10 protein-coding genes are annotated in these 12102 nt (G+C 45.6%); 8 read left to right on the top strand and 2 right to left on the bottom strand.

The window, feature by feature from the left end; all coding sequences use genetic code 11:
• Positions 1 to 93: 93 nt before the first annotated feature.
• From V7K67_RS16330 to V7K67_RS16350, 5 genes are all read left to right on the top strand, one after another.
• On the top strand, positions 94 to 1107 hold the full coding sequence (locus tag V7K67_RS16330; RefSeq protein ID WP_334708020.1) for a LysR family transcriptional regulator: 1014 nt from the start codon (positions 94 to 96) through the stop codon (positions 1105 to 1107).
• Between the two features lie 358 nt (positions 1108 to 1465).
• The gene (locus V7K67_RS16335) at positions 1466 to 2860 is read left to right on the top strand and encodes a protein kinase domain-containing protein (protein ID WP_335167450.1); all 1395 of its coding nucleotides are present in this window, start codon (positions 1466 to 1468) and stop codon (positions 2858 to 2860) included.
• A gap of 27 nt (positions 2861 to 2887) precedes the next feature.
• Complete coding sequence (locus V7K67_RS16340) at positions 2888 to 3934, top strand: phosphate ABC transporter substrate-binding protein (RefSeq protein WP_334730057.1); 1047 nt, start codon at positions 2888 to 2890, stop codon at positions 3932 to 3934.
• A gap of 99 nt (positions 3935 to 4033) precedes the next feature.
• Positions 4034 to 5434, top strand: coding sequence for an ABC transporter substrate-binding protein (locus tag V7K67_RS16345; RefSeq protein ID WP_334730056.1), 1401 nt, complete (start codon positions 4034 to 4036; stop codon positions 5432 to 5434).
• 415 nt (positions 5435 to 5849) lie between these two features.
• Positions 5850 to 6497 (top strand): PEP-CTERM sorting domain-containing protein, encoded by a 648-nt coding sequence (locus V7K67_RS16350; protein ID WP_334730055.1) that lies wholly within the window; start codon positions 5850 to 5852, stop codon positions 6495 to 6497.
• 191 nt (positions 6498 to 6688) lie between these two features.
• Here V7K67_RS16350 and V7K67_RS16355 read toward each other — a convergent pair whose 3' ends face one another.
• On the bottom strand, positions 6689 to 6874 hold the full coding sequence (locus V7K67_RS16355) for a hypothetical protein (protein ID WP_334730067.1): 186 nt from the start codon (positions 6872 to 6874) through the stop codon (positions 6689 to 6691).
• Between V7K67_RS16355 and V7K67_RS16360 the strand changes: the two genes are divergently transcribed.
• The 3 genes from V7K67_RS16360 to V7K67_RS16370 all read left to right on the top strand — a co-directional run bounded on the left by V7K67_RS16360 (position 6816) and on the right by V7K67_RS16370 (position 11059).
• Positions 6816 to 8723 (top strand): phospholipase C, encoded by a 1908-nt coding sequence (locus V7K67_RS16360; protein ID WP_335167475.1) that lies wholly within the window; start codon positions 6816 to 6818, stop codon positions 8721 to 8723. The two genes, V7K67_RS16355 and V7K67_RS16360, sit on opposite strands and share 59 nt — an antisense overlap.
• Before the next feature lie 191 nt (positions 8724 to 8914).
• Positions 8915 to 9892 (top strand): hypothetical protein, encoded by a 978-nt coding sequence (locus V7K67_RS16365; RefSeq protein WP_334730054.1) that lies wholly within the window; start codon positions 8915 to 8917, stop codon positions 9890 to 9892.
• Positions 9893 to 10012: 120 nt separating this feature from the next.
• On the top strand, positions 10013 to 11059 hold the full coding sequence (locus tag V7K67_RS16370) for a PstS family phosphate ABC transporter substrate-binding protein (protein WP_334730053.1): 1047 nt from the start codon (positions 10013 to 10015) through the stop codon (positions 11057 to 11059).
• Positions 11060 to 11138: 79 nt separating this feature from the next.
• Here V7K67_RS16370 and V7K67_RS16375 read toward each other — a convergent pair whose 3' ends face one another.
• A complete protein-coding gene (locus V7K67_RS16375; RefSeq protein ID WP_012412419.1) occupies positions 11139 to 11858 on the bottom strand; it encodes a Crp/Fnr family transcriptional regulator in 720 nt (239 codons plus the stop codon).
• Between the last annotated feature and the right edge of the window lie 244 nt (positions 11859 to 12102).

Here is a 12102-nt window from a genome sequence, read left to right on the forward strand (position 1 = left end):
GTTTAATATGCAACAAATCATACCCAGCTGATTGCTGCTAAACCTGATTTGTTGTGTGCATCCGCTCCTTTCAAAGTTTGTGGGTTGAGCCTTATGTCTGACCTTCCTTTCACTTTAGATCAGTTACGTATTTTAAAAGCGATCGCCCAAGAAGGAAGCTTCAAGCGTGCCGCTGATAGTCTTTACGTCTCCCAGCCCGCCGTCAGTTTGCAAGTGCAAAATCTCGAACGGCAACTCGATGTCCCTTTATTCGATCGCGGAGGACGACGCGCCCAATTAACCGAAGCCGGGCATTTACTCTTAAGCTACGGTGAAAAAATCCTCAGTCTGTGTCAGGAAACCTGCCGCGCCATCGAGGATTTACAAAATCTCCAAGGTGGGACTTTAATTGTCGGTGCTTCTCAAACCACCGGCACTTATCTCTTGCCCAGAATGATCGGCATGTTCCGACAAAAATATCCCGATGTGGCAGTGCAATTACACGTCCACTCTACCCGCCGGACTGCTTGGAGTGTCGCGAATGGACAAGTTGATCTGGCGATTATCGGTGGGGAAATTCCTGGTGAGCTCTCAGAATCTTTAGAAGTTATTCCTTACGCTGAAGACGAACTAGCCCTGATTCTACCTGTCTTTCATCCCTTTACCAAACTTGAAAAAATCCAAAAAGAAGACCTATATAAATTACAATTCATTGCCCTAGATTCCCAATCGACTATCCGCAAAGTAATTGACCAAGTGCTAGGACGCTGTGAAATTGATACCAGACGTTTTAAAGTTGAAATGGAATTGAATTCCATTGAAGCGATTAAAAATGCTGTGCAATCTGGTTTAGGGGCTGCTTTTGTTTCAACTAGTGCGATCGCTAAAGAGCTACAAATGGGCGTTTTGCACCGTACTCCCATTGAAGGTGTAGTCGTCAAACGGACACTGTGGCTGATTTTTAATCCCAATCGCTATAGATCCAAGGCCGCAGAAGCCTTTAGTCAAGAAATTTTGCCCCAGTTCGCTAACCCAGGATGGAATCAAGATGTGTTAAAATTAGCACAAAAAAACATAGTGTTAACTACATTGGAGGTAGCAACACCCACCTTATCCGGCGAAGACTAAAATCAGGTTATCAATCATTTGTCCTTTGTTTTTTTGTAAATGACCAAATAATTCGTAATGATGCTCCTCTGTCGCTCTAAGCGTTGGCGCAGCCTCTCGTAGAGAAGCCATACCGTCGGCTTTACACTACGCTAACGTAATTCGTAATTATTAACCCATCGATGTTTGTACAGGATGCCGTAGACAAGCCAAGGGTTTGATATCAGGAAAAAAGTTTCCTGTTCTCCAATTAATAAATTTAGCTGCTCTGTAACCTGAACTAATTACGAATTACGTAGCTTGCTTCTCGCTATTGGCGTAACATCTCGTAGAGAAGGTGAGTATTATCAATTACGAATTATTTTGACTAATCACAAAAATGGAAGTTTACTGCACTCGTCCACGTTGTCCACGCCCACAAAACTATTTTGTCGATTTAGACGATATTACGACACTGAAAACAACCCAGCAGAAGTATTGCACTACCTGTGGTATGCCACTGATGCTAGATGGTCGATACGTGCCAACAAAGCTACTGGGAAGGGGCGGTTTTGGAGCAGCCTTTTTGGCACGCGATCGCCGAATACCAGGAATGCGTCAATGCGTGGTTAAGCAGTTTCAACCAGCGGGAAATTTAACCTCAACTCAATTGCAACAAGCGCAGTTAATGTTTGAGAGAGAAGCAGAAGTTTTAGCACAGCTTGGTAACGACCACGAGCAAATTCCTGATTTATTTGCCTTCTTTCCAGTAATAGTTAATAGCTTGCAATCAGGACAAGAAGACCAATTTTTTTACTTGGTACAAGAATACATTGATGGGCAAAACCTAGAGGAAGAATTAGTTCAACAGGGCAAATTCTCTGAACAGCAAGTGTTACAAGTATTGCAAGAAATTCTGAAAGTACTAGAGTTTGTCCATGACAGAGGCATTATCCACAGAGATATCAAACCTTCAAACATCATGCGTCGTCGTGATGGTAAACTTTTCTTACTAGATTTTGGTGCAGTCAAGCAAGTAACAAACGCTGCTTCTGCGGCTTATTCCACAGGAATTTATTCTATGGGATTTGCACCGCCTGAGCAGATGACTGGAGGTCAAGTATTTCCATCTACGGACTTATACGCTTTAGCTGTCACTCTGATTACCTTGTTAACACATCAGGAAGCAATTCAACTATTTGATGCCTATAGCAACCAGTGGAAATGGCGATCGCAAGTAAATATCAACCCCCGTCTTGCTGACATTTTCGATAAAATGCTGCTACCTGCTGCTAATCAGCGCTTCCAGTCAGCCCAGGAAGTTCTACGTGCCCTTAACTCACAGGCTTTAGCACCGACACAACTTAATTCACCCTCTGCAACACTCCCACCACAAGCTTCCATTGCTTCTGGTCTTTTTGCCTCCCGCCGTTCATCAGCTCAACCAGCGTTTTCTACATTGGAATTATTGGGTGGGGCGGCGTTTAGTGGATTTGAGGGTGCATTAATCGCGATCGCCCTCTTCAGTCTAGTAAAATCACCAATAATTGTTTTTAGTACTTCCGCCCTGATTTTAGGTATACTAATTTTTGCCCAAACTAGGCGGTGGATTGAAAAGTTCGATTTATTAATTATTCCCACAATTACTTTTGCGATTATTTTTTTTCTCCCATTTTTACAAGGGGGGTTTGGGATTCAGGGAGTCGTGATTTCAGCAGTTGCAGCAGGCTTAGTAGCTATTTCACTGACAGCCATATTTCGACTTATTTATAAATTATTATCTCTCTTACTTTAAAAAACTCCTGGTGCTAACAGCCACATAATGTCTCAGAAAAACGAAACACTTAGTCTTTTTTTAGCCGTTGTCACCACCATTGGTTTGATCTTTGGTGGTCTATGGTTTCTTATGGAACGGTGGGCGCAATTAAACGGAACTGTTCCGAAAGCTTCAGGGAGTAGCAACACAGGTAATCCCATAAACCAGTTTGTCAACAATAGATGTAATGTGCCAAATCTCCCAGAGGGAACATTCAACTATGGTGGTAGTACAACCTGGGCACCCATCCGTAAAGATGTAGACTCAGTACTAGAAAGCCTGTGCCCTCAGTTTACTTTACGCTATACTCAACCTCCTTCAGTCCCAGCCGGATCTGGAACTGGGATTCGGATGTTGATAGATAATCAACTAGCTTTTTCTCAATCTTCTCGCTCAGTTAAAGCTGAAGAAAATACCGAAGCTAAACAAAAAGAATTTAGTTTGAAAGAAATTCCGGTGGCCATTGATGGGATTGCGATCGCAGTTAACCAAAATCTCAATATCCCAGGTTTAACTGTCGCCCAACTCAAAGACATCTACACGGGCAAAATTACTAATTGGCAACAGGTGGGTGGGCCAAATTTACCAATTACAGTCTACTCTCGCAATCAAGAAGCTGGGGGTACAGTAGAGTTTTTTGTGGAAAATGTTTTAAATAAAGAGAATTTTGCTACCAACATTAGTTACATTGGCACGACCACAGAAGCCGTGCGAAAAGTAGCGATGAATACTGGCGCAATTTACTATGCTTCTGCCTCAGAGATTGTACCCCAGTGTACGATTAAGTCTCTACCATTAGGACGGATAAGCGGTCAATTTGTGCCTCCCTACCAAGAGCCATTTATACCTCAATCTGAATGTCCTAGTAAGCGTAATCAGTTGAATACCAAAGTATTTCGGAGTGGAGACTACGCGATTACCCGCAATTTATTTGTAATTGTTAAACAGAATGGTCAAACAGATCAGCAAGCTGGGGAAGCTTATGCAAATTGGCTTCTGACACCCCAAGGTCAAGAACTGATCGAAAAAGCTGGATTTGTCAGAATTAAATGATCAAAATTTATTCGGGGTCTTAAAACCCTTGATTCAGACGCGACACTTGAATACTCACTATCGCTGCACTATCTGCTTTTTCTTCATTCAAACTTGTTCATGTCACAAAAGAATGAAATCAAAATTTTAGCCTTGAGTTTGCTGCTGACAGTTGGCATAGTTGGCGGTGGTTTTTGGTGGTTTACTAACAACTCTGGGGTCAAAATTAGTAATACCGCCATTCCAAATCAAGAACCAGGTAACAATACATCCTTACAAGACCGTATTAGTTTTGGGGAAAAATCCTTGACTCCGGGTGATATCTCTCCAGTGAAAAAAGAAGGAGTACAGACAATCGCTACTAAAAGTTATGATAAAGCGATCGCCAATTTCACCGCTGCTCTAAAACTCAACCGTAACGATCCAGAAGCATTAATTTTTCTTAACAATGCCCGCATCGGTTCTTCCAAGAGCTATACCATTGTGGCTTCTGTACCATTTGGCACTGACCCCAATACTTCTTTAGAAATTTTACGTGGCATCGCCCAAGCCCAAAATGAAGTTAATACCTCTGGAGGAGTCAAGGGAGTATTTTTGAGAGTAGGAATAGCTAACGATGACGATAATCCAGAAATAGCCAAGCAAATCGCTTCCAACCTAGTCAGTAATTCCGAAGTATTAGGTGTAGTTGGGCCGAGTACTAGCGATTCCACCTTAGCCGCAGGTACTATCTATAATTCTGGACAACTTGTAGCAATTTCTCCTACCAGCACATCTGTCAAAATTTCTAACTTTAGCCGCTACGTTTTTCGCACAGTTCCCAGTGATTTTATGGCTGCGAGAAGTTTAGCCAACTACATGGTGAAAACTTTGCAGAAAAAAAATGCAGTGGTTTTCTTTAATTCTCAGAGTAACTATAGCCAGTCTTTAAAGTCAGAGTTTGTCTCATCTGTTTCTCTAGAGGGTGGACAAGTATCCAGCGAATTTGATTTATCCAAGGCGGATTTTAGTGCAGCTAAAAGCGTCGAACAAGCAACTAAGCAAGGTGCAGAAGTGTTGATGTTAGCTGCTAACACTGAAACTCTGGATAAAGCGCTGCAAGTAATTCAGATTAACCAGAAAAAATTAACTCTGCTGGCGGGAGATGATGTTTACACCGCTAAAACTTTAGAAATTGGCAGAGAGCAAGCTGCGGGGATGGTAGTGGCAGTTCCCTGGCATATTGATAGCGATCCTAAGTCAGATTTTCCTCAGAAATCGCGGCAACTATGGGGTGCTGATGTGAGTTGGCGAAGCGCCCTCAGCTATGATGCCACTGTTGCTCTAATTAGGGCATTAAAAAGTAATCCTACGCGATTAGGAGTCCAAGAAGCATTGGCATCCTCTGACTTTTCTGCCAGCGGTGCTTCTGGTACAATTCGATTTTTACCATCAGGCGATCGCAATGCGCCAGTCCAACTTGTAAAAATCGTTCCTGGTTCTCGCTCTGGCACTGGTTATGACTTTGAACCAGTACGATAAAAATTTAATAAAGACATTTTACCTACGGCACTCTATGCAAACAGATGGGGATTTAAACTCCGTCTGAAAATGATACTACGTGTATGTAGACTTAGGTGGCTTAAACCCTTCAATTTACGATAAATTTTGCTTTCTCTTAACTTGTCATTAATTTTCAGGTAACAAAATACAAAAGTAGAGATTTTTAGCAACTGGTGAGGTGGGAGTAACTACCGAAGCTAGAAGGCTAATGGATAAGTGGTTTAATAGCTTGTCCCTTGTGGGGAAAATCAAGAATAATTTGATGTGATAAAAATTGTATCAAATTATAGATGCAGTCATTTCTGGATTTTTCTTTATACCTTCAAGCCTAGCCATAGGAGTCTCTTCACTTTGGCATTATTTTCGGTGTGTAAAAAGCACACTTACTTAAACTATGGGCAAAAATATTAAGACCCAACTTCTGCTGAGTGCAACACCTCTAAGAAGGTTATCGCAAGCAACTGCCATCATAGCAGTTGGTTTTGCTATGCTTGCAGCCATTGGCACAAATCCTGCCCAAGCTGTCAATTTGAAAACATTTAATATTTCAGGAGATTTTGCTCCTGCGCCTCTTGATGGTTCAGTAGGGCTACCTGTGAATTTAGCAAATGCTTCTTTTAATGGAACTTACACAGTAGATGTAGATCAATTACCCGCTTCTAATTCTTTTGTCGATTTAGCAAGTTGGACAGTGAACCTAGTCAAAGACAATACTGTTTTGCGAACATTATCCAACAGTTTGGCTGGTAATACAGCTTACATTCAAGAGAACATACTTGCTTTTTCAGACGCAGGCTTATTGACAGGGCAAAACAATAACTTGTACAGTTTAGAACTGGATTTTGACGGCAATTTAACAGGTACAGGTAGTACTAATAATGGCAAATTTTTGGACAATAGTGACCTTGGAAGTGTCCAAAGTTCGGGAATTACTGCCGTTAGTTTCGCTAAAATTGAGCCTGTTTCTGAACCTCAAACCCTTGCCGGAACAGTAGTTATTGCTGCTATCGGTTTGTCGCTAAAAAGAAAGCAAAAAGCTTAAATAGCAGCATGATTTTGCCGATCTTCAATAGTGCTAAATTTTGTAACCGATAAAGCACGGCGTAACCCAAATACCTATTCTAAATCAATCAAATTCTTGCGGTATATGAATACGAATTCTGAAGTCCGCATAGCGATATTAGCTCGATAGAAATTGCTAAGGAGATGTGCTTTGAGACGATTTACGAAGTTCTATTTTGCTTTAACATTCTTGCTACTTCCATCCTTCATCGTCCCAGCGATCGCGGAGGATTCCTCTCCACGGGAAGTTTCGCAACCAAAATCAACCATTACGACCCAGCCAGATGCAACGCCAGACGTGGCGCGATACTTAAACGATCCAGGTAGGGAACCCCAGCTACCACCGAAGTTACTCACAAGGCTGCTTCAGGAGCGGATCAAGTACGTCTTCGTAATTTTTAACGAGAACCACTCCTTCGACAACGAGTATGGCACATTACCCGGTGTGAACGGACTCTACTCAGATGGACAAAAGCCTCGTAACCCAGAGAAAACGCCGGGCTTCACCCAGACCTACACGGATGCTAGTGGCGCAACCGTCACAGTTCAGCCATTCCGGATCGGAGCTGAACAGAACGCCAGCGCCGTTGACAGCGTTGACCACTCACACACCGGACTGGCAACCAAGATCCATGTTGTGGACGGCAAACCACAGATGGATCAGTTCGCCTACGACGAGTATACGCGCTTCCTGTCGAAGGGTGGAGCCGCCAACATTGCTGAAGGTAAGCAGTTAGCGCGTCTTGTCATGTCGCATATCGACTGCGACACCATTCCGTTCTTCTGGAAGTGGGCTAGTCGCTTCACGGTCTTTGACAACATCTTTGCAACTGAAGACACACCCTCAACTCCGAATGCAGTGGCGATGCTCGCAGGGCAGGCGGGTGAAACGCAATGGGTCAAGCACGGTGCAAGTGGCCAATCCTACACCGTAGGTAGCCACACTGGCACCACACAGGGAGTGCCCGTAGTCAACGACCCACAGCCCTTTTATGGCTCTCAGTTCGACACAACGACAGATAACAAGCAACCTGCTGGTACGGGAGAGAACTACGCTGATAACAACATCTCCTCGAACCTGACCTTCGCCAGTCTGCCCCTCACCTTCCAGGGGCGTAATATTCGGTCAGTCTTGGCTGGTAACAGGAATCCTTTATTCGATCTAGCCGACATCCAGCAGGATATTCCCTATATCCACAAACTCCAGACTGAGCCAGTGAATTGGCGCTGGTATCAAGAAGGCTACGATCTCGAACCGACCGATACCAACGGCATCGCTTCCCACAATGCCTATGTCACCCATCACAACGGCGCACAATATTTCGGCTATATTGCCAACACGCCGCAGGTGAGCAAAAATCTTCGGGGGCTGAATGACTTCTTTAGCGACATAGCCAACAATACCCTACCTAAAAGTGGCGTGTTCTACATTCGTGGTGGCTACACGAACCAGCAAGGTTTAAAGCCGCCGATCACCAACCCCAACACGCCTGCGGATGAGATCGCCGCCATTAATGCCGCGAAGTCAGGTGATGACGACCACCCAGCCTACAGCGATCGCCAACTCAGTGAGGGGATGGCGGCTAGGGCAATTAATGCGATCGCATCAAATCCGAAAATCTGGCAGCAGAGTGCCATCATCATTACCTACGACGAGTCTGATGGCTTCTACGATCATGTTCCACCAAGGATCTTGTCCTATGGCCCTGATGGATTGCCGCTTTCCCGTGGTGTCCGTGTGCCGCTGATCCTCATCTCACCCTATGCCCGGACGCACGCCGTCTCCCACGTCGAGGGCGACCACAACTCGGTGATCGAGACAATCAACACGATCTTTGGTTTGCCTGCCCTTGCCAGCTTGCCTGATGAGGCACAGGCACTCGCTGCTGGCAACTCCCCAGAGTTCAACAAATTCGGCCCACCAGGATTCCACCAGAAGTACCTCGGCCCACGGGACATCAATTCGCCAATTACCGACAGCTTACTGTCGGGCTTCGATCCCAAACGCTTACTGGGTGTATCACCACCGCTGCCAGCTTCATTTGCAAAGATTCCAGATAGTGTTGTGAATACACTACCGCACTACGGCGGTGAAGGCTGTCGCGCCATCGGAATCACGCCGGAGGACAAGCGCCAGGGAATCGTCAACAACATCCCCAAGGGTTTCAACACTCTACCAAGCACTTATCCAGCCGCTAACCCTTAAAGACAAAAATGGATGGGGCACACCCCATCCATCTTTCAACCCAAGACACCTTTTGATTGCACTAAGTAAAGAAATGAATAAGATTTGGTTGGGGTTTAATCCCCAGTCCCCATTACCCCTTATCCCCAGAGGGGGCCCCACCTTCCCCAGTCCCCAGTTCCCCGTTTTTCGACATTCCTTGAGGATAATTCATGCGTTTTCTGTTAATCTTCCTGACTCTGTTTGGTGTCTGCTGCTCGATTTCCGACGCTCAGGCGGGTTCCGTGATCAAACGTGTGAAGGAACGCAATGTGGTTCGCTGTGGCAGCGTTGAGCGGATGGGTCTGGCAACTAAAGCCGAGGCAGGTGGCTGGAGTGGCCTCAACGTTGATATCTGCCGTGCGATCGCTGCCGCCGTGCTGGGATCTCCTGACCGTATCGAATATCATGAGTATGAGACACCAAAGGACTTCGACGCGGTGCGTAACCAACAGGATGACGTATTCTTCCTTACAGGATCGGAGATTGAGGAGCAAAAACTAGCTGGTAAGTTACTGCCTGGCCCGACTATCTTCGTAGAATCCAATGCGGTGATGGTGGCATCCACTTCGGCTGCACACCACGTCAGCGATCTGGCTGGAGAAAGCATCTGCTTTATGATTGGCAGTCCGGTTGAGCGGAGCCTCACGGCTTACTTCGGTGCGCTCCACAAAAACTGGTTCCGTCGCCCGTTCTCTGAGGATGGGGAAATGATTGATACATACAACGTGCAAAATTGCCACGCCATTGTTGGTGAGATTACGACCCTTGCAAATATCCGCCTCGACCCTGGGGTAAACCGATTATCGAGCCGCATCCTTCCAGAGCCGCTGACGACCTTTCCGGTGATTGCCGCGACTGGAACCGAGGATGGCCAGTGGTCAGCGATCGTTGCCTGGACTGTGCATACATTAATTAACGCAGAGAGAACGGAAACACACTGGTATGCGGGCGGTACTGGGGCGATGCCGATCTCCGCACCAGATTTAGGTCTGGATAAGGAGTGGCAGCGCCGGGTTCTTGGATCTGTAGGCAACTACGGCGATATCTTTGATCGCCATCTAGGGAAAGGCTCTCTACTCAAGCTTGATCGCGGATTGAATGCGAACCATTTCCAGGGAGGACTTCTTCTGAGTCCGTTCCTTGAGTAATTTCAACCAAGTTATAGAGGTGTCAGAATTCCTAAATAAAACACCCGTCTTCCAAATACAATCTCAAGTAGCAAGAACCTATCAAGCACTTATATTGAATGGATATGGGGGTAATTTACTATGTCTCAAAAAAATGAAATACCTATTCTTGTATTATCAATACTAATCACCGTCGGGCTAGTAGCTGGCGGCTATTGGTGGTTCAGCAGAAAGTCTGGTCTGGAGCTAAATGCAGTTAATTCTGGTAGCACCAATACGCCCCAAGCCACATCAGGAAAACCTAGCAGCGGGACTTTCTCTTTAGTAAAAGATGTTCCTACAGGATTATTCAATTACGGAGGTAGTACATCTTGGGCACCGATTCGACTAGTAGTTGATCCAGCAATTCAAGCCGCGCGGCCAGAGTTACGGCTGCGCTATGTCGAACCCAGCAATGCATCTCCTGGTTCTGGTACTGGCATTCAGTCCCTAATAGATGGCCAACTAGCTTTTGCCCAGTCCTCCCGACCAGTTCTAGATCAGGAATTAAGCCGTGCCCAGCAGCGTGGATTCAGTTTAAAACAAATTCCTGTAGCAATTGATGGTTTAGCGATCGCAGTTAATCCTAACTTGAATATCCCAGGACTAACGATAGAACAGCTAAAGTCAATTTACACCGGCAAAATCAATAATTGGAGCCAGGTGGGCGGCCCCAATATCCCGATTAAGCCCTATTCTCGCCGCATTACTGATGGTGGTACAGTCGAACTTTTTGTCCAAGACATCTTGGGTGGTCAAGCTTTCAGCTCCAATGTGGAATTTATCTCCACAACCACCCAAGCCTTGCAAAAATTGGCTGGTAGTCCTGGTAGCATCTACTACGCTTCTGCCCCAGAGGTGATTCCTCAATGCTCAATTAAAGCCTTGCCGTTGGGGCGGACGCAAGGACAATATATTGCTCCATACCAAGAACCTTCTGTCCTCCCGTCTGAATGTCCTGGTAAACGGAACAAATTGAACATTGATGCTTTCCAATCAGGAAAATATCCGATTACCCGCAATCTGTTTGTGGTGGTCAAACAGAATAATCAGAGTGAGCAGCAAGCAGGTGTCGCTTACGCCAACTTACTGCTAACTGAGCAGGGACAGGAATTGATTAGCCAAGCTGGGTTTGTCAAAATTCGCTGACTCTTGCGATCGCTTCGGTTGGGGCATGGCCCATCGCACTCAAGACAGAGTGGCGGAAATCGCCGCTCTGAACTGTACTTTAACCAGCTCTATTAATCGACTCTGCTGGCAAGCATATTAGATTATCGCCTTGAGTCAGAATTAAGCCACGTTGACGCAGCTTACCCATCAAGCGGGTGACGGTAACACGAGTGGAACCAATCGCACTACCAATTTGGGCATGGGTGAGGGGGAAGGGCAGACAATAACCGCGAATCACATCAGGATCAGTGTCGCTCATTGCTGGTTCTCCATATTCCTCAATTAACAATGTGAGAAATCCTAAGAGTCGGTCAATTGTGCGGCGTTGTCCCAAGGCACTCAGCCACAGCAGCTTACGCTGATGCTGATACCTAAAGGCATCCATAACTTCGCGACGGAAGTGAGGCCAATTGTCTAAATCGTGCCAGTACATCCACAGCACCGCAGTTTGGTCAACATGGGCGTAAGCCTGGAGTGTGAATGGTGATTGAGCAACAATTTCAAATGGCTGTCCCGCTCCCACAAAACCCAAGAACGCTTCTTCTGGAGTTCTGTTGATTCGTCGAGATGTTAGCTGACTAGCAGTCGCACTAACTTGTGCGGTTCCTACCATGCGGATCGCACCCCTTTGCACCAAATACAGCAATCCAGGCCGGGCTGGAATGCGCTCATCTTTGCTAAAGGTGCGGCAGCGGTAGTGTTCTTGAGCCCAGTCAAGAATGCGTTGCCAAGTCAGAAAAGGCCGTGATGCCTCAGAAAAGGAGGATGGAGATTGCATAGGTAACAAAGAGCGTTCGGCTGAAGACAAAGACGTAAATAAAAGGGTGCAAGGAGTGTCTTTGTGTTGACGAGGCAGGCTTAACGCCTAACAGCGCCAGCCAATCCAAAGAATAGAAAGCAAATTACTCTCTACTCTTTTGTTATACTTCCTACTGTACAATGATGGTAGTAAAGTTTACTTACTATTCATCGATTATTCATTAAATTTTATCCTCTTCTCATTTTTCTTCATCTAAATTAAA

This window comes from Nostoc sp., from assembly GCF_036917155.1.
Taxonomy (GTDB): domain Bacteria; phylum Cyanobacteriota; class Cyanobacteriia; order Cyanobacteriales; family Nostocaceae; genus Nostoc.

Bases quoted from the DNA above. Each gene is read 5' to 3' on its own strand.
- V7K67_RS16330 (WP_334708020.1), top strand. From the start codon at position 94: ATGTCTGACCTTCCTTTCACTTTAGATCAGTTACGTATTTTAAAAGCG.
- V7K67_RS16345 (WP_334730056.1), top strand. From the start codon at position 4,034: ATGTCACAAAAGAATGAAATCAAAATTTTAGCCTTGAGTTTGCTGCTG.
- V7K67_RS16365 (WP_334730054.1), top strand. From the start codon at position 8,915: ATGCGTTTTCTGTTAATCTTCCTGACTCTGTTTGGTGTCTGCTGCTCG.
- V7K67_RS16375 (WP_012412419.1), bottom strand. From the start codon at position 11,858: ATGCAATCTCCATCCTCCTTTTCTGAGGCATCACGGCCTTTTCTGACT.
- V7K67_RS16335 (WP_335167450.1), top strand. From the start codon at position 1,466: ATGGAAGTTTACTGCACTCGTCCACGTTGTCCACGCCCACAAAACTAT.
- V7K67_RS16370 (WP_334730053.1), top strand. From the start codon at position 10,013: ATGTCTCAAAAAAATGAAATACCTATTCTTGTATTATCAATACTAATC.
- V7K67_RS16350 (WP_334730055.1), top strand. From the start codon at position 5,850: ATGGGCAAAAATATTAAGACCCAACTTCTGCTGAGTGCAACACCTCTA.
- V7K67_RS16340 (WP_334730057.1), top strand. From the start codon at position 2,888: ATGTCTCAGAAAAACGAAACACTTAGTCTTTTTTTAGCCGTTGTCACC.